This window comes from Oceanicola sp. 502str15, from assembly GCF_024105635.1.
Classification (GTDB): domain Bacteria; phylum Pseudomonadota; class Alphaproteobacteria; order Rhodobacterales; family Rhodobacteraceae; genus Vannielia.
The window spans coordinates 3303736-3328257 of the sequence record NZ_WYDQ01000001.1 but is presented as its reverse complement, the minus strand read 5'-3'; the positions used below and the strand labels follow the sequence as shown (position 1 = coordinate 3328257).

Here is a 24522-nt window from a genome sequence, read left to right as displayed (position 1 = left end):
CAAGGCGTTTTCTGAGGTTTTCGACCCTACAGGAAGGCGGTTTCGTCGAAACTGCGCAATTTTCGGCTGTGAAGGCGCTCCAAAGGCATGGTGCGCAGGTGTTCCATGGCCCTTATGCCGATCAACAGATGGTTCGCAACCTGTGATTTATAGAACTCCGAGGCCATGCCGGGCAGCTTCAGCTCGCCATGCAGCGGCTTGTCGCTGACGCACAGAAGGGTGCCGTAAGGGACGCGAAACCGAAAGCCGTTGGCCGCAATCGTCGCACTCTCCATATCCAGCGCAATCGCGCGAGATTGGCTGAGCCGCTGCACCGGGCCCGACTGGTCGCGCAGCTCCCAGTTGCGGTTGTCGATGGTCGCCACCGTGCCCGTTCGCATGATCCGCTTCAGGTCAAACCCCTCGAGCCGGGTCACATCAGCCACCGCCTTCTCCAGCGCAATCTGAATCTCCGCCAGCGGCGGGATCGGCACCCAAACCGGCAGGTCGTCATCCAGCACGTGATCTTCGCGCAGGTAGGCATGGGCCAGCACAAAATCACCCAGGCTCTGGCTGTTCCGCAGTCCGGCGCAATGCCCCACCATCAGCCAGGCATGGGGCCGGAGCACCGCAATATGGTCGGTCGCCGTCTTGGCGTTCGACGGGCCGACCCCGATGTTCACCAGCGTGATCCCCGAGCCGTTCTCCGCCTTCAGGTGATAGGTCGGCATCTGCGGCATCTTCTCGGGCGTCGGCAGCGGCGCCTCCGGGTCGGTGATCTCCACGTTCCCGGTGCTTACAAAGCTGGTGTATCCGCTCTTCGGATCGGCCAGCACATGCCGCGCGTAGGCTTCGAACTCCTCCACGTAGAACTGGTAGTTGGTAAACAGCACGTGGTTCTGAAAATGCTCCGCCTCGGTCGCGGTGTAATGGCTGAGCCGCGCGAGCGAATAGTCGATCCGCTGGGCGCTGAACGGCGCCAGCGCGTGGCTGCCATCCTCGTGCAGATAGCCGAAATCATCGACAATCGCGTCGTTCGTGGTCGACAGGTCGGGCACGTCGAAGACATCGCGCAACGGATAGGTCAGCGCCCCATCCTGCGGCACCACCACCCGCGAGTCCCCGGCCACGGCAAAATGCACCGGCATCGGCGTGGAAGAGGGGCCAATCAGCACCGGCTGGCCGTGGTTGCGGATCAACAAGCCGATCTGCTGCTTGAGATAGGCCGAAAACAGGTCCGGCCGAGTAACCGTGGTGCTGTAGGTGCCCGGCCCCGCCACATGGCCAAAACTCAACCGGCTGTCGGTCTTCGCATGGCTCGTCGTGGTCAGGCGGATCTCGGGATAAAACGCCCGGTAGCGCACCGTCGGCGCCTCGCCCGTCACCGCCTCGCTGAAATGCTCCGACAAAAACCGTGTCGACTGCTGGTAAAGCTCCACCAGCCGCGCCACCGCCTTGCCCGGCTCGTCAAACAGCTCGGCCCTCTGGCCCTCCGGTGTCACAATCGGCGTGATCTGCTCGCTCGCGTTCACGTCGCCCCCTCCTCAAACAATTCGGTCAGCTCGAACCGGGTAACATCCACAAGCCCGAGGTCCGAAATCCTGAGTTCGGGTATCACGACCAGCGCGAGGAGAGAATGCTGCATGTAGGCATTGTTGAGCGTGCAGCCGCAGGCTTCCATCGCCTGCACCATCTGCGCCGCCTTCTCGGCAACCTCCTGCGCAGGGCTGTCGCTCATCAGCCCGGCAATCGGCAGCTCCACCAACGCCAGCTCCGCGCCGTCCTTCCAGACGGTCACGCCGCCGCCCACCTCGCCCAGCCGGTTGGCGGCCAGGGCCATCAACTCCCGGTCGGTGCCGACAACGATCATGTGGTGGCTGTCATGGGCCACGGTCGAGGCCATCGCCATGCGCCCCTCGTAGCCAAAGCCTTTGACAAAGCCGTTGGTCACGCCCCCGGTCCCCCGGTGCCGCTCGACCAGCGCAATCTGGCAGGTGCCATCGGCCCCCTCGGCCACACCATCCACCACCGGCAGGTCTTCGGTGAGCGCCTTCGTCGGCGCCTGGTTCTCGACCACGCCAATCACCCGCGCCCGCACCGTATTGGCCCCCTCCGGCGCTTCGATAACGAAATCGGGCGCGCCAAGCTCCTTGCCCAGGTTCACCGTGTTCCGCGCAGCGTCCGGCCAATCCAGATGCGGAAAATCGATACTAACCTTGCCATTTTCCGCCACCAGCACGCCCTTGGCCCAAACCTTTTCGATCGGCAGCGTCTTCAGATCGGAGGTCAAGATCACATCCGCCCGCCGCCCCGGCGCGATGGAGCCAAGCTCCCGCTCAAGCCCAAAATGCGTCGCCGTGTTCACCGTTGCCATCTGCAAGGCAATCAACGGCTCGCAGCCACACTCAATCGCATGGCGCACCACCCGGTTCATATGCCCGTCATTCACCAGCGTCCCCGAGTGGCAATCATCCGTGCAAAGGATGAAGTTGCGCGGGTCCAGCCCCTTCTCCGTCACCGCGGTAATCTGGCTTTCCACGTCATACCAGGCGCTCCCAAGCCGCATCATCGAGCGCATCCCCTGCCGCACCCGCATTATGGCGTCCGCCTCGCCGGTGCCCTCATGGTCATCCGCCGGGCCACCCGCCACATAGGCATGAAAGGCCGGGCCAAGGTCGGGCGAGGCATAATGCCCGCCCACCGTCTTGCCCGCCCGCTGGGTGGCGGCAATCTCGGCCAGCATCTTCGGATCGCCCGCAGACACACCGGGAAAGTTCATCATCTCCCCCAGCCCGATGATCCCCGGCCATTCCATCGCCTCGGCCACATCCTCGGGGCTGATCTCAAAGCCCGTCGTCTCCAGCCCCGGCGCGGAGGGCGCGCAGCTTGGCATCTGGGTAAAGATCGAAACCGGCTGCATCAGAGCCTCATCGTGCATCAGCCGCACGCCTTCCAGCCCCAGCACATTCGCAATCTCATGCGGGTCGGTAAACATCACCGTGGTCCCATGCGGGGTGACGGCGCGGGCAAATTCCGCCGGCGTCAGCATCCCGGACTCGATGTGCATATGCCCATCGCACAGCCCGGGGATCAGGTAGCGCCCCTCGGCCTCCACCACCTCGGTGCCATCCCCGATGCAATGCGAGGCATCCGGCCCGACATAGGCAAACCGGCCCTGTTTTACCGCAACTTGCCAGCCGTCCAGCACCTCGCGGCTCTGCACGTTCACCAACCTGCCGCCGCGGATCACCAGATCCGCCGCCGCGCGCCCTGCGGCGACGTCCACCAGTTCCGGTGCCGCCTCCGCCCATGTTTTGAAATCAGCCGTCATGGCCCAATTGTCCATGGGCCGCGCCCCGGCGCAACCCCCGCCGGAACCGCCCCGGCGTCACCGGCGTTTTCAGCCCATGAACGCCGCCCCCGCCTCCCTCGTCTATTACCCCGACAGCCGCCCGGGCATCGCCCGTCGCCGCTGCGGGCGGGGCTTCACCTATCTCGCACCCGATGGCACCACCATCGACGACCGCAAGGAGCGCGCGCGGCTCAAGTCCCTCGCCGTTCCGCCCGCCTACGAGGAAGTCTGGATCAGCCCCAAGACCAACGGCCACCTTCAGGCCACCGGCCTCGACGCCCGTGCGCGCAAGCAATACCGCTATCACCCGGAGTGGACAGCCTTTCGCGCCGCCACCAAGTTTGCCGACCTTCCCGCCTTCGGCGAAGTCCTGCCCCGCATCCGACGCCGCGTTGCCCGCGATCTGAACCTTGATGCCGGGGAGGAGGCCTTCGCCCTCGCCGCCGTCATAGCCATGATCGACCGGCTCTCGCTCCGCGTTGGAAACAGTGACTACGCCGCCGAAAACGGCACCTACGGCGCCACCACCCTGCGCTCCCGCCACCTCCGTCTGAAGGACGGCGACCTGCTGCTCGGCTACACCTCCAAGGGCGGCAAGAAGGTGCGCCGCAAGATCGGCAACAAGCGGATGCAGCAGACCCTGCAAAAGCTCGATGACCTCCCCGGCGCCGAGCTGGTGACATGGGTGGATGACGCCGGCGAAACCCGCACCGTCAGCTCCTCTCGGGTGAACGCCTGGCTCGCCGAGGTGAGCGGCACGCCCGGCATCACCGCCAAGACCTTCCGTACCTGGTCCGGCTCCGTCGCCGCGCTGGAGGCCGCAAGTTCCGCCGAAACAGTGACGATCAAGGCCATGTCCGAAGCTGCCGCCAAGCGCCTCGGCAACACCCCCACCATCGCCCGCAACAGCTACATCCACCCCGCCGTCATCGACCTCGCCGACGCGCCGGAGGCCCTGCCCGACGAGGCGCCCGAGCACGCCGGCCTGCGCCTGCCAGAGCGCCGCCTGCTTCGGCTGATCGCACGGTGGAAACCCTAGGCAACAGGCCGCTCTGCGCCGCAGCAGGGCCTTGACCCGCCAGCCCACCCGTCTATTCGTGGTTTCATGCAAAAGGGTCTCTTTTCCAGCCTGCCAAGCATCAGCAACTGGCCCGATCGCACCGATCTTTCGGCGGCGAGCCATTGGGCTTTGCGGGCCGGCCTGGGCGAGGGCGGCGACTTCATCGCCCTGCTTCGCGCGGCCGACGAGACGCTGCTCTGGTGCGACGGCTCCGGCATCGGCCCGAACGACATCGGCACCGGCACGCCCCCCGGCCTCGGCGCGGCCTTCGCCGCCGCCTTGGCCGACCTGCCGCAATCCCGCTGCCTCATCTTCGCCCGCCCATCCAATGGCCGGGCGCTCGCGGCCCTGTCCGAAAGCATGTTGCCGCCGATCTGCCCCGACAGCGCCCTGTTCCACCACGCTCACATGGTCGACCCCGATTTCGGCGGCCGCCCGCCCGAAGAGGAAGGCCCCCGCCTCGCCGCCCTGCTCTCCGCCCCCGGCACCCGCGCCGCGGTGATCGGCAACCAGGGCGTGCTCACCCTCGCACCCGGCCTCGCCACCGCCCTCTCCTTCCTGCATCGCTTCGAGCGGGCGACCGAAACCTACCTCCGCGCGCTTGCCACCGGCCACGCGCTCCGCATTCTGCCCGACGAGCTCGCCGCCGCGCAGCCCGCCCCCGATCACGAGGCCTTCTTTGCCGCGATCAAAGCCCTGAACAGTGACTGACCAACCCCAAAAGACCCTGCTCTCCCTCGGCCACGGCTACTCCGCCCGTGCCCTCGCCGCGCGTCTCCTGCCGCTCGGCTGGACCGTGATCGGCACCACCCGCAGCGCCGACAAGCTCGACGCGCCGGGCACCGAGATGCATCTCTGGCCCGGCACCGATCTCGCCCCCCTCGCCGCCCGCGCCTCCCACGTGCTGCTCAACGCGGGTCCAACCGCCGAGGGCGACCCCTTTCTCGCAGAAACAGGCTCTATCCTCGCCCAAACCCGCCCCCAATGGCTCGGTTATCTCTCCACCACCGGCGTCTACGGCGACCATGACGGCGGCTGGGTCGATGAAGATACCCCCCTCGCCCCCTCCACCCGGCGCGGCGCGCTGCGGGCCGAGGCCGAGGCCGCCTGGCAATCTCTCGCCGCCGCCCACGGCCTGCCGCTGCACATCTTCCGCCTCGCCGGCATCTACGGCCCGGGCCGCGGCCCCTTTGCCAAGGTCCGCGCCGGCACCGCGCGGCGGATCATCAAGCCGGGGCAGGTGTTCTCGCGCATCCACGTCGAAGACATCGCACAGGTGCTCCTCGCCTCCATGCAGGCCCCGTCGGCCGGCGCGATCTACAACCTCTGCGATGATGACCCGGCCCCCCCGCAAGACGTGATCGAACACGCCGCCACCCTGCTCGGCCTGCCGGTTCCGCCCGCGATCCCTTTCGAGCAGGCGGAACTAACCCCCATGGCCCGCAGTTTCTATGCAGAGAGCAAGCGGGTGAGGAATGACCGGATCAAACGAGACCTGGGCGTCAAGCTCCTCTACCCGACCTACCGGGAGGGGCTCGACGCGCTCCGCCACCTCGAACCCTAGCATCCGCTCCCTCTCCGATGTGCTCTCGGCGCTCGACAGCCTCGCAGAGCGCAACACCGTCTCGCTCGGGAATCTGCTGGAAGAGATCGGCACTCGCGCCTTCGCCCCCCTCATTCTCGTGCCCGCGCTCATCCTCGTCACGCCCATCTCGGGTGTTCCCGGCCTGCCAACGGTCGGCGCCATCCTGATGCTGCTGGTCACGGTGCAAAAGCTCTTCGGCCGCAAGCACCTCTGGCTGCCGGGCTGGCTCACCCGCCGCAGCGTTTCGGGCGAGCGCCTCTCCGGCGCGGTCGACTGGATGCGCCGCCCCTGCGGCTGGATCGACAAACACTCCCGCCGCCGGTTAAGCGCCCTCGTCTCGGCCCCGGCCAACATCGTCACGGCCCTGGTGATTTCGCTGATCTGCCTCGTGATCCCGGCACTGGAACTGCTGCCGATGGTCACCTCGCTGCTGGCCATCGCCATCAGCCTCTTCGCCATCGGCCTCCTCGCCCGCGACGGGATCTATACCCTGCTCGCCTGGCTCTGGCTCGCCATCGCAGGCGGGATCATCTACTGGCTGATGAGCTGAAACAGGCTCTGTTCAGGCCCGTTTCGTGCCAATCTGCGCCACGTCCAGCACGCTCAGAACCTTCGCCTCGATATCCTGGGCATTCATCCCGGCCACGGCCCACATGTCGCGCGGGCTGGCCTGGTCGATGAAGGTATCGGGCAGCACCATCGAGCGATATTTCAGCCCCCGGTCAAACACGCCCTCTTCGGCATAGAGCTGCGCAACATGGCTGCCAAAGCCGCCCACCGCGCCTTCTTCCACCGTGATCACAGCCTCATGCTCCTCGGCCAGCCGCAGGCAAAGCGCGCGGTCCAGCGGCTTGGCAAAGCGCGCATCCGCGATGGTCGGGGTGATCCCCTTCGCCGCCAGCGCCTCGGCGGCCTGAAGCACCTCAGCGAGCCGCGCACCGAACGACAGCAGCGCCACCCGCTTGCCCTCCTGGATGATCCGGCCCTTGCCGATTTCGAGCGGCGTGCCGCGCTCGGGCATGTCCACGCCCATGCCCTCGCCGCGCGGATAGCGAAAGGCAATCGGCCCCTCGTCATGCGCTGCGGCGGTGGCCACCATATGGCGCAGCTCGGCCTCATCGGCCGCCGCCATCACCACGAATCCGGGCAGATTGGCAAGAAAGGCCACGTCGAAGGCGCCCGCATGCGTCGCCCCGTCGGCGCCCACCAACCCGGCGCGGTCGATGGCAAAGCGCACCGGAAGGCGCTGGATCGCCACGTCATGCACAACCTGGTCGTAGCCGCGTTGCAGGAAGGTGGAGTAGATCGCGCAGAACGGCCGCAGCCCACCCGCCGCCTGTCCGGCGGCGAAGGTCACTGCGTGCTGCTCGGCAATGCCCACGTCAAACACCCGGCCCGGAAAGCGCTTGCCCACAAGGTCCAGCCCAGTGCCATCGGGCATCGCGGCGGTCACGGCGGTGATGCGCGGATCGGCCTCGGCCTCGGCAATCAGGCTCTCGGCAAAAACCTTGGTGTAGCTCGGCGCATTGCTCGGGGCCTTCTTCTGCTCGCCCGTCACCACGTCGAACTTCGAAACCCCATGCCCCTTGTCGGCGGCTTCTTCCGCCGGGGCATAGCCCTTGCCCTTCTTTGTGATCACATGGATCAGCACCGGCCCGTCAGCCCGCGCCTTCACCGTGCGCAACACCGGCAAAAGCTGTTCAAGGTCATGCCCATCGATGGGCCCGATGTAAGAAAAGCCAAGCTGCTCAAACAGCGTGCCCCCCACCGTGGCGCTCTTCAGCAGCTCCCGCGCCCGCCGCGCGCCCTCCTGAAACGGCTCTGGCAGCAGCGAAACCGCCCCCTTGGCCGCCGCCTTGATCTCCTGAAACGGCGCACCGGCGTAAAGTCGGCTGAGATAGGCACTCATCGCGCCGGTCGGCGGGGCAATGCTCATCTCGTTGTCATTGAGGATCACGAACAGCCGCTTGCCAAGGTGCCCGGCGTTGTTCATCGCCTCATAGGCCATGCCCGCGCTCATCGCGCCATCGCCGATCACCGCAATCGCATCGCCCAGCGGCGGGTCGGCGGGCGCGCCGAGGTCGCGGGCCACGGCAAAACCCAGCGCGGCGCTGATCGAGGTGGAGCTATGGGCGGCCCCGAACGGGTCAAACGGGCTTTCGCTCCGCTTGGTAAAACCGCTGAGGCCATCCTTCTGGCGCAGGGTCGTCATCCGGTCACGCCGCCCGGTCAGGATCTTGTGGGGGTAGCACTGGTGGCTCACGTCCCAGATCAGCCGGTCGCGCGGCGTATCGAACACCGAATGCAGCGCCACCGTCAGCTCCACCACGCCAAGGCCCGCGCCAAGGTGGCCGCCGGTCTGGCTCACGGCGCTGATGGTCTCGGCGCGCAGCTCTCCCGCCACCTGCCGCAGCTCGGCATCGCTCATCTGACGCAGCGCGGCAGGCTCGTTCACACGGTCAAGCAGTGGCGTTGCTGGGCTCTGGCTCATTCTGGCCTCCTAACTGCGCCGGGCAATAACGAAACGCGCAAGCTCCCGCAACGTTTCGGCCTCCTGCCCCCAGGGCTCCAGCGCCGCGATTGCCTCGGCCACAAGTGCCTCGGCCCTTTCGCGGGCGGGCTCCAGCCCGAGGAGCGAGACAAAGGTGGCCTTGCCCCGCGCCGCATCCTTGCCAACGGCTTTCCCGACGGCTTCGGCGCTTCCCTCTACATCCAATATGTCATCAAAGATTTGAAATGCCCGGCCAACCGCATCGCCATAGTGTCGCAGGTCGGCACTTTCCTGCCCTGCCATGCGCGGCCCCGCCAGCGCCGACCAGGTGATGAGCGCGCCGGTCTTTCCGGCCTGAAGCGCTTCGATCTCGGGCAGGGTCAGCGGCGTCTGCGCGGTTTCGGCGGCGATATCCGCCGCCTGCCCGCCCACCATGCCGGCCACACCGGCGGCCTCCGAAAGGCTCTGTACCAGCGCAATCCGCGCCTCGGCGGGCAGATCGGCCCCGGCCACCAGCCCGAAGGCGAGGCTCTGCAACGCATCGCCCGCCAGCACTGCCGTCGCTTCGTCCCACTTCCGGTGAACCGTCGGGCGTCCGCGCCGCAGGTCGTCGTCATCCATGCAGGGCAGATCGTCGTGAACCAGCGAATAGGCATGCAACGCCTCGATCGCCCCGGCCACCGGCCCGGCCTTGGCCTCCAGCCCGTGTAGCCGTGCCGACTCGACCACCAGCAGCGCCCGAAGCCCCTTGCCGCCTTCGCAGGCATAGCCCATGGCCTCGGCCACGGCACCCTGCCGGGGCAAAGCCGCAGCAATCGCGGCGCAGGCCATCTCGCGCGCTTCGGAAAGTCTCTGTTTCACGGTAAAACCGCCTTAACCGACATCCAGCGGCTGGGTGCCCGTGGCATTGCCGTCGGCATCGGTGGTGATCGCGGCCACCTTCTCCTCGGCGGCCTTCAGCAGGGCGTCGCACTTGGCCCGCAGCTCCGAGCCGCGCTGGTAGAGGGCAATCGAATCCTCAAGCGGCACCTCGCCGCCTTCCAACCGGCCCACCACCGCCTCAAGCTCGCGGATCGCCTCCTCAAAGCTCATCTCTGCCACCGGCTTGTCGCTCATCTTTCGCCCCGCTTCATCAGAACCTTCACATGCGCCGCCGTGCTCGCGGCCAGCGCCTCCAGATCATATCCGCCCTCCAGCGTCGAGACCACCCGGCCCCCCGCGTGTGCATCCGCAACGTCGCAAAGCCGCTCGGTCGCCCAGGCAAAATCCTCTTCCACGAGGTTCAACTGCGCCAGCGGGTCGGCGCGGTGCGCGTCGAACCCGGCAGAGATCAGCAGCAGCTCGGGGGCAAAATCATCGAGCGCAGGCAGCACCTCATTCTCCATCACCCGCCGAAATCCCTGGCTCCCGGTTTCGGGCGGCAGAGGCACGTTCATCACGTTGTTGTCGGCGCCGGTCTCATGCTGCGCCCCGGTGCCCGGGTAAAGCGGCGACTGGTGGGTGGAGATGAACAGGCAGCGGGTCTCATCCCAGAGCAGATCCTGCGTGCCATTGCCGTGGTGCACGTCAAAATCCATCACCGCCACGCGCGAAAGCCCATGCAGATCAAGCGCGTTTTTCGCTGCAATAGAGACGTTTCCGAACAGGCAAAAGCCCATCGGCGTTGCCGTCTCGGCATGGTGTCCCGGCGGCCGTGCGGCCACGAAGGCGTTCTGCGCCGTGCCACGCATCACCCGCTCCACCGCCGCCACGCAGCCGCCCGCCCCGCGCAGCGCGGCGTTCAGCGATCCGGCCATCACGTGGGTATCGGCATCAATCGAGGCCCAGCCATCGCCCGCCGCCTCCACCGCCCGCTCCACCGCCGCCACATGCGCCTCGGGATGCACCCGCAGCAGCTCGGCGCGCTCGGCCAGGGGGCAATCATGCCAGTCGAGGTCGGCAAAATCCGGGCCTTCCAGCACCTCCAGAATGGCCTCAAGCCGCGCCACCCGCTCAGGGTGGCCCGGCGGAGTCAGGTGCTTCAGGCAATCGTCATGGGTAAAAAGAGCTGTTGTCATGGCCCCACCCTGCCGCGCCCTTGGCCCGCCCGCAAGCTACTGCGGCACCTCGAAGGTGAGCGAGGCCCAGAGCGAGTGCCAGACCGGCCCGGCCGCGGCATCATCGTTGTCCGTCGCCCGGATCACCACCGAATCCACGAGGTATTCATGCCCCGCCTGCACCGGAAACACCGCCCGCCCGGTCGCATCGGTGCGCACATGGCTCACCACCACATCGCCCTCGGGCGGCTTGTCGAAGATCTCCACCTGCGCGTCGGCCCGCGCCGCGCCATCGTAGATCACATCCACCACCATGCCCTCGCTCAGATCGTCGGTATAGGGGTTCTTCACCGCCACGATCTCGATCTCCAGGCCCATCGCCCGGTCGGTGCCGGCGCCATCCCCGGCGGCCATCAGGCTCTTTGCATAGCGCCGGTAGCTCTCGGAGAATGTCTCCATCGGCAGCCCGCGTTCGGCATGAACCGTCTCTAACCCGGCCCAATCCTTGTGTTCGAGGAACCGGCGGAAGGCGTCCATGTCCTTGTAGTTCACCACCAGATCCGCCGTCTCATGCACCACCACGTTCAGCCCCTCCGCCGGGCTGGGCAGGTTCAGCGCGGGCCGGTCGCCCACGCGCGGGGTCACCTCACTGGTGCCTTCCGGCGTCACCAGCTCAAATCTTTCCGACCGTCCGGGCACAAACACGTATCCGGCGCCCTTGAAGCCTTGCCCTACCCTGAACTCCGCCCGTAGCGTGCCCCCGGACGGCACCCGGTAGGTGTCGGGTGAAATCCAGAATTCATGCGCCTGCGCGGGAAGCGCGGCCATGAGGCAGAGAGCGAGTGAGACTAGACGCATGAATGTAACCCTGTGGCAGACCCTTCGGACACTGGCACTTGCCCTTCTCGTGTCAACCCACGCCTCCGCGAGCCGCGCCCACGAGCTGAACCCGGCCGTGGCCGATGTCACCGTGTCACCCGCGCAGGTGCAGCTTGTCGTGACCCTCACCGCCGAGGCCATGCTCGCCGGGATCGACCGCACCCAGAACATCGACACCGATGACCTGCCCGAGGGCGATGCCTACACCCGCTACCGCGAAATGCCCGCCGAGGAGATGCTGCAAGCCCTCTACGACGCATGGCCCGAGCTGCGGCAGGATTTCAACGTCCTCGCCGGCGAAGTGCCCGTCGAACTCGAAATCTCCAACGCCGAAGTGCTCGAGGAAATGCCCCTCAGCCTGCCCCGCGACACCCGGCTCACCCTGCTGGGCGATCTGCCCGAGGGCGACGCGCCCGTCACCGTGGGCTGGAAGGCCGGCTTCGGGCCGCTCGTCCTGCGCCAGACCGGCGGCGGCGAAGATGCCTACTCCGACTTCCTCAACCCCGGCGCCCAGAGCCAGCCCCTGCCCCGCACCGGCGAGATCGTCACCGAGGGCTGGCTGCCGCTCTTCGGCCGCTACATCGTGGTCGGCTTCGAGCACATCATCCCCAAGGGGCTCGATCACATCCTCTTCGTGCTCGGCCTGTTCTTCTTTTCGCTGCGGGTCGGCCCGCTGCTCTGGCAGATCACCGCCTTCACCCTCGCCCACACCATCACCCTCGCGCTGGCCAGCCTGAAGATCGTCTTCATCCCGGCCTCCATCGTCGAGCCGCTGATTGCCGCCTCCATCGTCTATGTTGCGGTCGAAAACATCTTCGGCGGGCGGCTGGGGTGGTGGCGCATCGTGGTCGTCACCTGCTTCGGCCTGCTGCACGGGCTGGGGTTTGCCTTTGTGCTCGGCGATGTCGGGCTGGAACCTTCGCGCTTCGTGACCGGGCTGATCGGCTTCAACATCGGGGTCGAGATCGGCCAGCTCACGGTGATCGCCATCGCCTTCCTCACGGTCGGCTACTGGTTCGGCAACAAGCCCTGGTATCGCAAGGCCATCGCCATTCCGGCCTCGCTCGCCATCGCCGCCGTTGCCGCTTACTGGGTGGTCGAGCGCACCCTGCTCTAACCACCCCCCGGCAGCGCGCGCCGGGTCACTTCATCGTGGCGTTCAGCTTGGCGCGCGCGGCCCGGTCCTTGCCCAGCCTCTGCTCGCGCCACACGATGAAGCCGCCGGCCGCGATCACCAGCACCGCGCCGGTGAGCATCTGCGCCGTCGGATATTCCTCGAACACAAGCCAGCCCAGCAGCAGCGACCAGATCATCGCGCTGTAGGTGAAGGGGGCCAGCATCGAGGCGTCGCTGTAGCGGTAGGCCGAGGTAATCAGGATCTGCCCCGCTCCGCCCAGCAGCCCCGAACCCACCAGCAGCACCCACTCGAAGGAGGTCGGCCAGACCCAGCCGAAGGGAATGGTCAGCAGCGACAGCAGGGTCGCCGTGCCCGAGAAGTAGAAGACAATCGCCGCGGTCGACTCGGTCCCCGCCATGGCCTTCACGAAGATCTGCGCCATCGAGGCCAGCAGCGCCGAGGCCAGGATCATCATCGTGCCGATCAACTCGCGGTCGCCGCCCTCGAAGGTGAGCCGCGGCCACATGATGATGAGCACCCCGATCAGCCCCACCGTCACCGCGCTGATCCGCAGCAGCCGCACGGATTCGCCCAGCAGGATCGCGGCGAGGATCACGATGAAGATCGGCGTGATGAAGCGCAGCGCCGTCACTTCCGGAAACGGCAGGTAGCGCAGCCCCAAAAAGCCCAAGCCCATCGCGCCGCAGCCCACGATCGCCCGCACCGCATGGCTCCGGACGCTCTGCACCTTCAGCCCGCCCGGCAGGTCGCCCCGCAGGCCGAGCCAGATGGCGATCATCGGCAGCGAAAACCCGGCACGAAAGAAGATCGTCTGCCCGACAGGAACGCCTTCGGCGGCCTTCACCATGGCGTTCATCATCGTCAAAATTGCTGTGCCGCCCACAATGAGGGCGATGCCTAGGAGCGGTCGCATAAAGGATCGTCTGTTCGGGTTTCACCGCCTTAGACCACGATCCGAACCCGAATGCGAGGCGCATTCATCCCTCTTCCACCGGCGGCGGGTTCATCCGGTAGGCCGCCACCGCCGCCCGGATACCCTCCGACGCGCGCGAAAGCGGATAGGGCCCCAGCCGGTTGCTGCGGATCATGAACACCACCCCCGCCCGCTCCTGCGCCGGAATGTCGGCCACGAACACATGCGCGTCGATCCCCTTGGCCGACAGGCTCCGCTTCATCTGCTTCGCCATCCTCAGCCCCTGCGCCTGCGTCGGCGCATGGAGCCTGAGCTGCACCCGCATGTATTGCGAGCCCTCCAGCGTCCCGCTGAACACCGCGCTCTCCACGCTTTGCGCCAGCGGCCGAAAGCTCGGATCGCCCGACAGCGTGTAGTAGCCCAGCGTCACCGCCGAGGGCAGCGCAACGAGCATCGCAAGAAAGAGGCCGTACAACAGCTGCCTGACCCACATGGCCTGGCCCTCCGGCATGAAAAAGGCAGCGCCAGTCTCCCAGCGCTGCCTTTCAATCCGGTTAAGAGCGGTGGCTCAGGAGCGCACCAGCTTCTCGTAGCTCTCCGAGATCTCGCGGGTCAGCGCGCCCACCTCGAATTTCCAGTCACCGATCTGGCCCACCGGCGTCACCTCGGCGGCGGTGCCGGTCAACCAGCACTGCTCGAAGCCTTCCAGCTCCTCGGGCATGATGTGGCGCTCGTGCACCTTGATCTGCCGGTCCTCCAGCATCCCGATCACGGTCTGCCGGGTGATCCCGTTGAGGAAGCAATCAGGCTTGGGCGTGTGCACCTCGCCATCCTTCACGAAAAAAATGTTCGCCCCGGTCGCCTCGGCCACATAGCCGCGATAGTCCATGAACAGCGCATCCGAGCAGCCCTTGGCCTCGGCCTCATGCTTGCTCATGGTGCAGATCATGTAGAGCCCGGCGGCCTTGGCATGCACCGGAATGGTCTCGGGGCTCGGCCGCTTCCACTTGGCCACGTCGAGCTTGGCACCCTTCATCTTGGCATCGCCGTAGTAGTTGCCCCACTCCCAGCCGGCCACGGCCACGCGCACGGGGTTGCGGATCGACGATACACCCATGTCCTCGCCCGAACCGCGCCACGCCACGGCGCGCACATAGGCGTCGGTCCAGCCGTTCGCCTTGAGCATCTCGTATTTCGCCGCTTCCAGCTCGTCCACGGTGTAGGGAATCTCGAAGTCGAGCCACTTGGCAGAGGCAATCAGCCGCTCCGAGTGCTTGCGGCTCTCGAAGATCTTGCCGTTGTAGCAGCGCTCGCCCTCGAACACGCTGGAGGCATAATGCAGCCCATGGGTCAGCAGGTGTACGTTGGCGCTACGCCAGTCCACCAGCTTGCCATCCATCCAGATCTTTCCGTCGCGGTCATCGTAGGCACCAGCCATCAGACCATCCTCCATATTATCGAATGTTGCGCGCCAAAGGTCCGACCCGGACATAATCTTGCGCGAAACCTGCGATTCGCTACCAATCCAGCCTTGGAAAGTCAACAAGGCTGACATAATATCGCGGCCCAAGAGGAGAAATCCAGCAAGGACAACACCATGGCCGACGGCCCCGGCAACCCGCAGACCTCCGAAAGCCTGCTGTTCCTCACCGATGAACAGCTGCGCAAGGGAATCGAGGCAATGTTCTTTGCCTACCGCGGGTTCACCGCAGACCCCGACCGCATCCTCGACGAGCTCGGCTACGGGCGGGCGCACCACCGCGCGGTGCACTTCATCCATCGCTCGCCCGGCACCACCGTCAACAACCTGCTCTCGATCCTCGGCGTCACCAAGCAGTCGCTCAACCGGGTGCTGCGCACCCTGATCGAGGATGGCCTGGTCGAAAGCCGCGTCGGCCGGCAGGACCGGCGCGAGCGCCACCTCCACCTCACCGAGGCCGGCACCCAGCTCGAGCGCCGCCTGTCCGACGCCCAGCGCGACCGGATGCGCTCGGCCTTCCGCCATGCCGGTCCCGAAGCCGTGATTGGCTTTCGCACCGTGCTCGAAGCGATGATGGACCCGGAGATGCGGCATCACTATACCGCATTGAAGGAGGGAAGCTGACAGTGAACATAGACCAATGCGACGCCCACTTGCTGATCGTCGATGATGACGAGCGTATTCGCGGGCTGTTGCAGAAGTTCCTGCTCCGCCACGGCTTCATCACCACCTCCGCGCGTGACGCCGCCCACGCCCGCCGCCTGCTGGCCGGGCTCGAATTCGACCTGATCGTGATGGACGTGATGATGCCGGGCGAAACCGGCGTCGAGCTGACCCGCGCCCTGCGCGAAAAGCTGACCACCCCGATCCTGCTGCTCACCGCCAAGGGCGAAACCGAAGACCGGATCGCCGGGCTCGAGGCAGGGGCCGACGATTACCTCGCCAAGCCCTTCGAGCCAAAGGAGCTGCTGCTCCGCATCAACGCCATCCTGCGCCGCGTGCCCACCGAAATCGCGCTCGACACCGGCCCCAAGGTGCTCTCCCTCGGCCCGGTCCGCTACGATGTCGCCCGGGGCGAAATGTGGAAGGGCGAAGAGATGGTCCGGCTGACGGCCACCGAATCCGCCCTTATGCGCATCTTCTCCGCCCAGCCCGGCGCTGCCGTCACCCGCAACAAGCTGGTCGAAGACTTGGGGCGCGATGGCGGCCAGGCCCAGGAACGCGCCGTCGATGTCCAGATCACACGGCTCCGCCGCAAGATCGAGGCCGACCCCAAGCAACCCCGCTACCTGCAAACCGTGCGCGGCGAAGGCTACATGCTCGCCCCCGATTGAGCCGCCGAAGGCGGGACAAGTCCCGCCCTACGAAAGCTGCGCCACCGCCCACTTCGCCGCATCCGCCACCACCGGGTCGCCGTCCTCGCACAACCCCTGCGCCACTGGCCTGAACCGCGCCGCCCCGCTGTTGCCGATCGCATAGAGCACGTTCCGCACAAACCGCCCCCGCCCGATCCGCTTGATCGGCGAGCCGGAAAACCGCGCCCGAAACGCCGCATCATCCAGCCCGGCCAGCTCCGCCAGATCCGGCAAATCAGTCTCTAACCCACCGTGATATCTCATGTCCGCCGCCGCCACGGCGAACTTGTTCCACGGGCAGACCGCAAGGCAATCGTCGCAGCCATAGATCCGGTTGCCCATCTTCCCCCGCAACGCCTCATCCACCGGCCCCGCGTGCTCGATGGTCAGGTAGGAAATGCAGCGCCGCGCATCGAGCTGATAGGGCGCCGGAAAGGCCTCCGTCGGGCAGACATCCAGACACCGCCGGCAATTGCCGCAATGGTCCACTTCCGCCGGATCAGGCTCGATCTCCAGCGTGCTGAAGACCGACCCGATGAAAAACCACGACCCCATCTCCCGGCTCACGAGGTTGGTATGCTTCCCCTGCCACCCCAGCCCCGCCGCCTGCGCCAGCGGCTTCTCCGCCACCGGGGCGGTATCGACAAAAACCTTTATCTCCCCCCCGAACTCGTCAATCACCCAGCGCCCCAACCGCTTCAGCCGCTTCTTGACGATATCGTGGTAATCGCGCCCGCGCGCATAGGCCGAGATCAACCCCCGCTCGCCCTCGCCCAGCGCCTCGAGCGGGTCAAACTCGGGCCCGTAACTCTCCCCCAAAACCAGAATGCTCCGGGCCTCGGGCCAGAGTGCCGTGGGGTCCTCACGCCACTCCACCCGGCGCTCCATCCACCCCATCTCGCCATGGCGCCCCTCCCGCAAGAAGGCCCTCAGCCACTCCGGCACCCGCTCAAACGGCGCCGCCCGCGCCACGCGGCACAGCGAGAACCCTTCCTCAAGCGCACGTGCAACGATGGCGTCCTTCACCACCCCGCCCCATTTTCTTGCTGAAAATATCTCCGGGGGGTTCGGGGGGCAGCGCCCCGTCCGACAGCCGATCTCAGAAATCCAGATCGGCATAATGCGGCGGCGGCGGAAAGCCCGGCACCTGGTCGGCCAGAAGCCCACGAAAGGCCGGGCGCGATTTGATTTTCGCATACCAGTCTTTCACGTTCTCGCTCCGGTTCCAGTCCACATCGCTGATGTAGTCCAGCGCGCTCAGATGGGCGGCAGCGGTGAAATCGGCAAGGCTCATCGCATCGCCAGCCAGCCAGCGCCGCTGGTCCAGCAGCCAGGCCATGTAATCGAGGTGATACTTGATCGCCTTCGCCCCGGCCTTAACATTGCGGCTCTCGGGGTAGCCCTGCCCCATCACCTTCTTGTTCACCCGCTCGTAGAGCAGGTTCGCCGTGACCTCGTGGTGAAACTTGTCGTCGAACCAGGCACAGATCCGCCGCACCTCGTAGCGCCCTTCCGAGTCCTTCGGCATCAGCGCCGGCTCCGGGTGCTTGTCCTCGAGGTATTCGCAGATCGGTTGGCTCTCGGCCATCATCTGCCCATTGTAGCGCAGAACAGGCACCTTCCCGGCCGGATTGCGGCGCAGAAAGTCCGGCTCCTGCTCCCAGTAGCGTTCTTCCACCAGCTCCACCTCAAGCCGCTTCTCGGCCATGACAAGCCGGACCTTGCGGCAGAAAGGTGAAAGCGGAACGTGGTAAAGGCGGCTGCTCATGGGTTCCCCCGAAATTCGTTAATCGCGCCCCGTGATAACGCGGCGCAGGCCTTACCTTCAATCCTCGAAACAGGCAGCCCGCCCGTCGGCGGCAATGGTGGCGGCCCCGTCGGCAATGCGGGCGGCCCGCTTGCGCTGGTTGCCGGTGGGCCGCGAGGCCGAGCGGTTCTTCGGGTTGGGCAGCACGCCGGCAAGCAGCGCCCCCTGCATCGGCGTCAGCTGCTTGGGCGGCACCCCGAAGTAATGATAGGCGGCGGCGTCGATGCCAAACACGCCCTCGTCGAACTCCGCCACGTTCAGGTAGATCTCCAGCATCCGCCGCTTGCTCCACACCGCCTCGGCCACCGGGGTGATCAGCGCCTCCAGCGCCTTGCGAAACCAGCTCCGCCCCTGCCACAGGAACACGTTCTTCACCGTCTGCTGGCTGATCGTCGAGGCCCCGCGATTGCCGCCATCCTCCAGCGCATCGCGGATCGCATCCACGTCGAAGCCCCAGTGCAGGCAGTAGTTCGCATCCTCCGCCGCCACCACGGCCCGCACCGCCGAAGGCGCCACCTCCTCGATCCCGATCCACTGGCGGTCGATGTCGCCCAACCGGCGCTTCTCCGACCAGATCGTGTGGGTCGTCGGCGGATCGAGAAAGCTGAACAGCAGCACCAGCACGAAAAGCAGCACGAAGGGCACCGCAACCACCAGCGCCAGCCGCCGCATGAACCAACGCCACGCCCGGCGCACCGGAGGCACCTGCGCCCTCGTCCGCTTGCTCTTGCCAGAGCCCTTCCTTGCCTTGCTCTCCCGCGCCATCGTTCCTGCTATACGCCGCCGCCGCAGCCGGGAAAACCCGTCAGGCAAAAAGCGCGGCCGCGTCGTGCGTGCGGATCACAGGGCGGCTCACCGGCACAAAGGGGCGGTCGAGCATCTCGGGGAAAAGCGCGGCCAGTTCCGCGCGGGTCTCGCAGTCCTCGCGGGCAAAGTCGCCGCCCGGATCGAAGCTCTCGGTCGGCACGCCCTCGGCCTCGATGATCTCGTGGCTGTCGAACATCAGGTGCCACCATGTCACCTCGCGGCAGGGCGCGCTGTGCACCCCGTCATGGCCGATGAGGCTCTTGGCCGAAACCAGCACCTCCGCCTCGCCAAAACACATCTCCGCCCGCCAGCCCTCGATCAGGATCCGGTGCTGCGGCGACACCACGAGGTCGCGGCTGTTGCCCAGCGCCCCGGCCCGAATCCGTATCGGCGCAAAGTCTCCCAGCCCGGCCACGCTCTTGCTGCCCACCCAGACCAGCGGCAACAGCCCCCGGTCGCGGGTCAGCACCCTGTCGCCGGCCTTCAGGCTCTCCACCGGCCGCGCACCGCCCTCGCAGGCAATCATCGTGCCCGGCGCAAAGCAGGGCGGCCCGAGGTTGCTCACCAAGAGCGGCCCCTGCCCGTTCACGTAGGTCGTGCCCACCAGCGTGCCGTTCATCACCAGCGTCTGCCCGTCGGTCGGGGTAAAGACCTGGGTGCCATTGGCAAGGTAGAAGGTCGTGCCGGTATAGGTGATCGTGCCGACCCCGGCCTGGTAAACCGTGACCGTATCCCCCGGATAGGAGGCGGTCACATCGCTGCCGTTCACGCTGTCATTGTTGAAGCGGTCGATGTCGCCATCGTTGTTGGCGTCATTCAGCGTCATCATCTGCCAATTCATCTGCGACCCTGCAGAAGGCGGATTGGCCGGATCAAGGATGTAGAACTGGTCTGTATATGTCGGCATTTCTGCCCCCGTCATTACCCGCCCCCACGGCGGCAACACACTGTTTCTCTCATCGGAAATTGGCACCCTGAGGGAGAGAACGGGGCAGTGATGCCATAATTGGCGGGGCGCGAACGGCCATGAAAAAGGGGGCAGCCCAAGGCCGCCCCCAATCCGTCGGTGGGCCGGACTCACCTATGCAAACAGGCTCTATTCCGCCGGAACAGCGCCCTTTTCCAGCGTCAGCGGGTGGGCCAGGTTCTTCAGCATTTCCTTCGGGCAAACCTGAATGAAATGCGGCAGCTCGCTCTCCCAGTGCTGAAGGATCAGCTCGGCCCGGCGGCTCTTGGTCTCTTCGAGGTGGTTGGTCACCAGGCGCTTGAGCTGCTCCTCCCAGTAATCCACCGTCACCGGGTTCGTCACCAGCGTCTCCATGTTCATCATGTCGTGCGCCTTGCCGTCCGGGTCGTAGAGATAGGCCATGCCGCCGGTCATCCCGGCGCCGAAGTTGGCCCCGATGCTGCCGAGGATCACCGCCACACCGCCGGTCATGTATTCACACCCGTTGGAGCCGCAGCCCTCGATCACCGTCTTGGCGCCCGAGTTGCGCACCGCAAAGCGCTCGCCCGCCCGGCCGGCGGCGTAGAGATAGCCGTCGGTCGCGCCGTAAAGCACCGTGTTGCCGATGATCGTGTTGTCCGATGCCGTCAACGGGCTGCTCATGGTCGGGCGCACAACCACGGTGCCCCCGCTCAACCCCTTGCCCACGTAGTCGTTGGCGTCGCCCGCCACTTCCAGCTTCAGGCCGGGCGCGGCAAAGGCCCCAAGCGACTGCCCGGCAGAGCCCGAGAGCTTCACCGTCAGATGGTTCGGCAAGAAGGCGTTCCGCATCCCGAAGTTCTGCACGATATGGCTCGAGGTGCGCGTGCCCACGGTCCGATGCGTGTTCTGCACCGCATATTGCAGCTGCATCTTCTCGCCATCCCGCAGGAACCGCTTGGCATCCTGCACGATCTGCGCATCCAGCGTATCGGGCACCGGGTTACGCGGGCGCTCCACCGTGTAATCCACCTTGTCCGCGCCATCGACGCAGATCAGCAGCGGGTTCAGGTCGAGATCGTCCAGATGCGCCGAGCCACGGCTCACCTGCCCGAGCAGGTCGGCCCGGCCGATCACTTCGGCAAGGCTCCGCGCGCCGATCGAGGCCAGGATCTCCCGCACCTCCTGCGCGTAGAAGGTGATGAGGTTCACCACCTTGTCGGCATTGCCGGTGAACTTCTCGCGCAGATCTTCCCGCTGGGTGCACACGCCGACAGGGCAGGTGTTGGACTGGCACTGGCGCACCATGATGCAGCCCATGGCGATCAGCGCCGCGGTGCCGATGCCATACTCTTCGGCCCCCATCATCGCGGCCATCACGATGTCACGCCCCGTGCGCAGGCCACCATCCGTCCTCAGGGTGATGCGGCTCCGCAGGTTGTTCAGGCTCAACACCTGATGCGCCTCCGTCAGCCCCATTTCCCAGGGCAGACCAGCGTATTTGATCGAGGTCGCCGGGGAGGCACCCGTGCCGCCATTGTGCCCCGAGATTAGGATGTTATCGGCCTTGGCCTTCGCCACACCCGCCGCAATCGTGCCGACGCCGGAAGAGGCGACGAGCTTCACCGTCACCTTCACCGTCGGGTTGATCTGCTTGAGGTCGTAGATCAGCTGCGCGAGGTCTTCGATCGAGTAGATGTCATGGTGCGGCGGCGGCGAAATCAGCGTCACCCCCTTGGTCGAGTGCCGCAGCCGGGCAATCAGGTCGGTTACCTTCATGCCGGGCAACTGCCCGCCCTCGCCGGGCTTGGCGCCCTGCGCCACCTTGATCTCAAGCTCCTCGCAGTGGTTCAGATACTCGGCGGTCACACCAAAGCGCCCCGAAGCCACCTGCTTGATCTTCGCAGAGGGGTTGTCGCCGTTCGGCTCCGGCACAAAATGCGCCGGATCTTCACCACCCTCGCCCGAGTCCGACTTCGCGCCAATCCGGTTCATCGCCACGTTCAGCGTTTTATGTGCCTCGGGCGACAGCGCCCCAAGGCTCATCCCCGGCGTCACGAACCGCTTCCGAATGGCCGTCACGCTCTCGACCTGCTCCACCGGAATTGGCTCGCCCAGCGGCTTGATCGCCAGCAGGTCGCGCAGGTGGATCGGCGGGTTGGCCTGCATCTTGGCGCTATACTGCTTCCACACCTCAAAGGAGCCACGGTCGCAGGCGCTTTGCAGCAGATGCATGGATGACGCTTCCCACGCATGGGTCTCGCCCGAACGCCGCGCCTTGTAGATGCCGCCCACCGGCAGCACCGGGGTCGCGCCCTTCAGCCAGCCCGCAGCGTGAATCTCCTCGGCCTTCTTCTGAATGCCGGGCACACCGATGCCGCTGATCCGGCTGGTCATGCCGGGGAAGAACTCCGCCACCATGGCCCGGCTCAGGCCCACGGCCTCAAAGTTCAGCCCGCCGCGATAGGACGACACCACCGAGATCCCCATCTTCGACATGATCTTCAGCAGGCCCTGGTCGATCGCCTCGCGATACTTGGCCACGGCCTCCGTCAGGGTCATGTCGAGCAGACCCCGCTCGATGCGGTCGGCCAGCGAATCTTCGGCGAGGTAGGCGTTCACGATGGTCGCGCCACAGCCGATGAGCACCGCAAAGTAATGCGGATCAAGGCACTCCGCCGAGCGCACGCCGAGCGAGCAGAAGGTCCGCAGCCCCTTCGCCGTCAGCCCGCTGTGCACGGCGCTGGTGGCAAGGATCATCGGCATCGCAATCCGGTCTTCGCCCGAATGCTGGTCGGTCAGCACAATGTGCCCCGACCCCGAGCGCACCGCATCCTGCGCCTCGGCCCGGATACGCTCCAGCCCTTCCTGCAGGGCATGGGGGCCACCGTCGCGCGGGAAGGTGCAATCAATCTCGCACATCTCCGCGTTGAAGTGCTTCACCAGCTCCTCGAACTGCGCATTGGCCACAAAGGGGCTCTCCAGCACGATGATCTCGGTCTGGCTGCTGTCTTCATCCAGCACGTTCTTCAGGTTGCCGAACCGCGTCTTCAGGCTCATCACCCGATACTCGCGCAGGCTGTCGATCGGCGGGTTGGTCACCTGGCTGAAGTTCTGACGGAAGAAATGGCTCAACGGGCGATACTTCTTCGACAGCACCGCAGAGGGCGTGTCATCGCCCATGCTCGCCACCATCTCCTTGCCGTCCTCGGCCATCGGCGCAAGCACCTGCTCGAGGTCCTCAATCGAATAGCCCGCCGCAATCTGCCGCTTGCGCAGCGCATCGCCGGTGAACAGCGGCGCTTCGTTCAGCTCGCCCAGCGCCTCTTCCAGATCGTTGATCTTGCCGACCCACTCTCCGAAGGGCAGCGCCCGGGAGAGCTTGTCCTTAATCTCGGTGTCGTGGAACAGCAGGCCTTTCTTCATGTCGACGGCAATCATCTGCCCCGGCCCGAGGGCGCCCTTCTCGCGCACCACCGACTCGTCAATCGTCACCATCCCGGCCTCGGAGCCGGCAATCAGCAGCCCGTCGCCGGTGACGACATAGCGCATCGGACGCAGCCCGTTCCGGTCGAGCCCGCCGCACACCCAGCGGCCATCGGTCATGGCCAGGGCGGCGGGGCCGTCCCATGGCTCCATCACCGAGTTGCAGTAGCTGTACATGTCGCGCCATTCCTCGGGCAGCTCCACGGCCTGCTTGCTCCAGCTCTCGGGCACCAGCATCGTCTTCGCCATCGGCGCAGAGCGTCCGGCCCGCACCAGCACCTCGAACACCGCATCCAGCGCGGCAGAGTCGCTCGCACCCTGCGGGATGATCGGCTTGATCTCGTCGGCCATGTCGCCAAAGGTCGAACTGGCCATGCGGATCTCATGGCTCTTCATCCAGTTCATGTTGCCCTTGATGGTGTTGATCTCACCGTTGTGGGCCAACATGCGGAAGGGCTGCGCCAGCCACCACTGCGGGAAGGTGTTGGTGGAGTAGCGCTGGTGATAGATCGCAAAGGCGCTCTCGAACCGCTCGTCCATCAGGTCGGGGTAGAACTCGGCCACCTGCTCGGCCAGCATCATCCCCTTGTAGATGATGCTGCGGCAGCTCAGCGAACACACGTAGAAGGCCGGCAGATGCGCATTCGCCGCCGCCTTCTCGATCCGCCGGCGGATCACGTAAAGCTCCCGCTCGAAGGTCTCTTCGTCCACGTCCTTGATGTTCGAAATCAGGATCTGCTCGATCTCGGGCCGCGTCGCGTTGGCCTTCTCGCCAAGGCAGGTGATGTCCACCGGCACGTGCCGCCAGCCGTAAATGTAATAGCCCATCCGAAGCACCTCGGCTTCCACGATGGTCCGCGCCCGCTCCTGCGCGCCAAAGTCGGTGCGCGGCAAAAAGATCTGGCCCACGGCAATGAGCTTGTTCTTGTCGGGCAGGTGCCCGGTGCGCTCGATCTGGTCGTAGAAGAAGCTCACCGGAATCTGCACATGAATGCCCGCGCCGTCCCCGGTCTTGCCATCGGCATCCACCGCGCCCCGGTGCCAGATCGCCTTCAGCGCCTGAATCCCGCTTTCCACCACCTTGCGGCTCGGCTTGCCGTCGATCGACACCACAAGCCCCACGCCGCAGGAGGATTTCTCCTCGCTCTCGTGGTACATGCCGTTCTCGCTGAGCCACTTGCGCTGCTGCTCATGTTCGGCAGCCCAGGCCTCGTCATACTTGGTCATGG

Annotated in this window: 22 protein-coding genes; 7 read left to right on the top strand and 15 right to left on the bottom strand. The window is 66.0% G+C overall.

Annotated features, from left to right (window positions below):
• Positions 1-26: 26 nt before the first annotated feature.
• Positions 27-1493, bottom strand: a complete 1467-nt coding sequence (locus tag GTH22_RS16365; protein WP_371928387.1) for an AMP nucleosidase — start codon at positions 1491-1493, stop codon at positions 27-29.
• Positions 1494-1507: 14 nt separating this feature from the next.
• Positions 1508-3310 carry an adenine deaminase gene (locus tag GTH22_RS16360; protein ID WP_252946581.1) on the bottom strand — a complete coding sequence of 601 codons (1803 nt, stop codon included), beginning with the start codon at positions 3308-3310 and terminating at the stop codon, positions 1508-1510.
• Between the two features lie 76 nt (positions 3311-3386).
• Between GTH22_RS16360 and GTH22_RS16355 the strand changes: the two genes are divergently transcribed.
• From GTH22_RS16355 to GTH22_RS16340, 4 genes are all read left to right on the top strand, one after another.
• Positions 3387-4370: a DNA topoisomerase IB gene (locus GTH22_RS16355; protein WP_252946580.1), complete on the top strand. Its 984-nt coding sequence runs from the start codon at positions 3387-3389 to the stop codon at positions 4368-4370.
• Between the two features lie 66 nt (positions 4371-4436).
• Entirely contained in the window at positions 4437-5102 is a 666-nt protein-coding gene (locus GTH22_RS16350) for a class II aldolase/adducin family protein (protein WP_252946579.1), read from the top strand.
• A complete protein-coding gene (locus GTH22_RS16345) occupies positions 5095-5955 on the top strand; it encodes an NAD-dependent epimerase/dehydratase family protein (protein ID WP_252946578.1) in 861 nt (286 codons plus the stop codon). The genes GTH22_RS16350 and GTH22_RS16345 overlap by 8 nt, the downstream gene beginning before the upstream one ends.
• A 19-nt stretch (positions 5956-5974) precedes the next feature.
• Positions 5975-6526, top strand: a complete 552-nt coding sequence (locus GTH22_RS16340; protein WP_252946577.1) for an exopolysaccharide biosynthesis protein — start codon at positions 5975-5977, stop codon at positions 6524-6526.
• 12 nt (positions 6527-6538) lie between these two features.
• On the opposite strand, the gene dxs is transcribed toward GTH22_RS16340, so the two are convergent.
• From dxs to GTH22_RS16315, 5 genes are read right to left on the bottom strand one after another with little or no spacing between them, the layout of a single operon-like run.
• Entirely contained in the window at positions 6539-8467 is a 1929-nt protein-coding gene (gene dxs, locus GTH22_RS16335; protein ID WP_252946576.1) for a 1-deoxy-D-xylulose-5-phosphate synthase, read from the bottom strand.
• Positions 8468-8476: 9 nt separating this feature from the next.
• Positions 8477-9298, bottom strand: a complete 822-nt coding sequence (locus tag GTH22_RS16330; protein WP_252947662.1) for a polyprenyl synthetase family protein — start codon at positions 9296-9298, stop codon at positions 8477-8479.
• Between the two features lie 42 nt (positions 9299-9340).
• Positions 9341-9583, bottom strand: coding sequence for an exodeoxyribonuclease VII small subunit (locus GTH22_RS16325; protein WP_252946575.1), 243 nt, complete (start codon positions 9581-9583; stop codon positions 9341-9343).
• On the bottom strand, positions 9580-10524 hold the full coding sequence (locus tag GTH22_RS16320) for a histone deacetylase family protein (RefSeq protein WP_252946574.1): 945 nt from the start codon (positions 10522-10524) through the stop codon (positions 9580-9582). Before GTH22_RS16320 ends, GTH22_RS16325 begins: the two co-directional genes overlap by 4 nt.
• 36 nt (positions 10525-10560) lie before the next feature.
• Positions 10561-11331 (bottom strand): DUF4198 domain-containing protein, encoded by a 771-nt coding sequence (locus GTH22_RS16315; protein WP_252946573.1) that lies wholly within the window; start codon positions 11329-11331, stop codon positions 10561-10563.
• A gap of 28 nt (positions 11332-11359) precedes the next feature.
• On the opposite strand from GTH22_RS16315, the gene GTH22_RS16310 reads away from it, so the two are divergent.
• Positions 11360-12499 carry a HupE/UreJ family protein gene (locus tag GTH22_RS16310; RefSeq protein ID WP_252946572.1) on the top strand — a complete coding sequence of 380 codons (1140 nt, stop codon included), beginning with the start codon at positions 11360-11362 and terminating at the stop codon, positions 12497-12499.
• A 25-nt stretch (positions 12500-12524) separates the two neighbouring features.
• Here the strand turns inward: GTH22_RS16310 and GTH22_RS16305 are convergent, their stop codons facing one another.
• The 3 genes from GTH22_RS16305 to GTH22_RS16295 form a co-directional block, all read right to left on the bottom strand.
• A complete protein-coding gene (locus GTH22_RS16305) occupies positions 12525-13433 on the bottom strand; it encodes a DMT family transporter (RefSeq protein ID WP_252946571.1) in 909 nt (302 codons plus the stop codon).
• 64 nt (positions 13434-13497) lie between these two features.
• The gene (locus GTH22_RS16300; protein WP_252946570.1) at positions 13498-13944 is read right to left on the bottom strand and encodes a hypothetical protein; all 447 of its coding nucleotides are present in this window, start codon (positions 13942-13944) and stop codon (positions 13498-13500) included.
• 57 nt (positions 13945-14001) lie between these two features.
• Positions 14002-14871, bottom strand: a complete 870-nt coding sequence (locus tag GTH22_RS16295) for a branched-chain amino acid aminotransferase (protein WP_252946569.1) — start codon at positions 14869-14871, stop codon at positions 14002-14004.
• 159 nt (positions 14872-15030) lie between these two features.
• On the opposite strand from GTH22_RS16295, the gene GTH22_RS16290 reads away from it, so the two are divergent.
• Together GTH22_RS16290 and GTH22_RS16285 are read left to right on the top strand one after the other, a co-directional pair.
• Positions 15031-15537, top strand: a complete 507-nt coding sequence (locus GTH22_RS16290) for a MarR family winged helix-turn-helix transcriptional regulator (RefSeq protein WP_252946568.1) — start codon at positions 15031-15033, stop codon at positions 15535-15537.
• Positions 15538-15545: 8 nt separating this feature from the next.
• Positions 15546-16247 (top strand): response regulator, encoded by a 702-nt coding sequence (locus GTH22_RS16285; RefSeq protein WP_252947661.1) that lies wholly within the window; start codon positions 15546-15548, stop codon positions 16245-16247.
• A 27-nt stretch (positions 16248-16274) separates the two neighbouring features.
• Here the strand turns inward: GTH22_RS16285 and queG are convergent, their stop codons facing one another.
• The 5 genes from queG to gltB form a co-directional block, all read right to left on the bottom strand.
• Complete coding sequence (queG, locus tag GTH22_RS16280) at positions 16275-17294, bottom strand: tRNA epoxyqueuosine(34) reductase QueG (protein WP_252946567.1); 1020 nt, start codon at positions 17292-17294, stop codon at positions 16275-16277.
• A 73-nt stretch (positions 17295-17367) separates the two neighbouring features.
• A complete protein-coding gene (locus tag GTH22_RS16275) occupies positions 17368-18036 on the bottom strand; it encodes a glutathione S-transferase family protein (protein WP_252946566.1) in 669 nt (222 codons plus the stop codon).
• A 57-nt stretch (positions 18037-18093) separates the two neighbouring features.
• Positions 18094-18840, bottom strand: coding sequence for a monofunctional biosynthetic peptidoglycan transglycosylase (gene mtgA / locus GTH22_RS16270; RefSeq protein ID WP_252946565.1), 747 nt, complete (start codon positions 18838-18840; stop codon positions 18094-18096).
• A gap of 40 nt (positions 18841-18880) precedes the next feature.
• Positions 18881-19723, bottom strand: coding sequence for a Hint domain-containing protein (locus GTH22_RS16265; protein WP_252946564.1), 843 nt, complete (start codon positions 19721-19723; stop codon positions 18881-18883).
• Between the two features lie 255 nt (positions 19724-19978).
• A complete protein-coding gene (gene gltB / locus GTH22_RS16260) occupies positions 19979-24520 on the bottom strand; it encodes a glutamate synthase large subunit (RefSeq protein WP_252946563.1) in 4542 nt (1513 codons plus the stop codon).
• Positions 24521-24522: the final 2 nt, after the last annotated feature.

Bases quoted from the DNA above. Each gene is read 5' to 3' on its own strand.
- GTH22_RS16360 (WP_252946581.1), bottom strand. From the start codon at position 3,310: ATGACGGCTGATTTCAAAACATGGGCGGAGGCGGCACCGGAACTGGTG.
- GTH22_RS16355 (WP_252946580.1), top strand. From the start codon at position 3,387: ATGAACGCCGCCCCCGCCTCCCTCGTCTATTACCCCGACAGCCGCCCG.
- GTH22_RS16350 (WP_252946579.1), top strand. From the start codon at position 4,437: ATGCAAAAGGGTCTCTTTTCCAGCCTGCCAAGCATCAGCAACTGGCCC.
- dxs (WP_252946576.1), bottom strand. From the start codon at position 8,467: ATGAGCCAGAGCCCAGCAACGCCACTGCTTGACCGTGTGAACGAGCCT.
- GTH22_RS16330 (WP_252947662.1), bottom strand. From the start codon at position 9,298: ATGGCCTGCGCCGCGATTGCTGCGGCTTTGCCCCGGCAGGGTGCCGTG.
- GTH22_RS16325 (WP_252946575.1), bottom strand. From the start codon at position 9,583: ATGAGCGACAAGCCGGTGGCAGAGATGAGCTTTGAGGAGGCGATCCGC.
- GTH22_RS16320 (WP_252946574.1), bottom strand. From the start codon at position 10,524: ATGACAACAGCTCTTTTTACCCATGACGATTGCCTGAAGCACCTGACT.
- GTH22_RS16315 (WP_252946573.1), bottom strand. From the start codon at position 11,331: ATGGCCGCGCTTCCCGCGCAGGCGCATGAATTCTGGATTTCACCCGAC.
- GTH22_RS16310 (WP_252946572.1), top strand. From the start codon at position 11,360: ATGAATGTAACCCTGTGGCAGACCCTTCGGACACTGGCACTTGCCCTT.
- GTH22_RS16305 (WP_252946571.1), bottom strand. From the start codon at position 13,433: ATGCGACCGCTCCTAGGCATCGCCCTCATTGTGGGCGGCACAGCAATT.
- GTH22_RS16300 (WP_252946570.1), bottom strand. From the start codon at position 13,944: ATGCCGGAGGGCCAGGCCATGTGGGTCAGGCAGCTGTTGTACGGCCTC.
- GTH22_RS16295 (WP_252946569.1), bottom strand. From the start codon at position 14,871: ATGGCTGGTGCCTACGATGACCGCGACGGAAAGATCTGGATGGATGGC.
- GTH22_RS16290 (WP_252946568.1), top strand. From the start codon at position 15,031: ATGGCCGACGGCCCCGGCAACCCGCAGACCTCCGAAAGCCTGCTGTTC.
- GTH22_RS16275 (WP_252946566.1), bottom strand. From the start codon at position 18,036: ATGAGCAGCCGCCTTTACCACGTTCCGCTTTCACCTTTCTGCCGCAAG.
- mtgA (WP_252946565.1), bottom strand. From the start codon at position 18,840: ATGGCGCGGGAGAGCAAGGCAAGGAAGGGCTCTGGCAAGAGCAAGCGG.
- GTH22_RS16265 (WP_252946564.1), bottom strand. From the start codon at position 19,723: ATGAATTGGCAGATGATGACGCTGAATGACGCCAACAACGATGGCGAC.
- gltB (WP_252946563.1), bottom strand. From the start codon at position 24,520: ATGACCAAGTATGACGAGGCCTGGGCTGCCGAACATGAGCAGCAGCGC.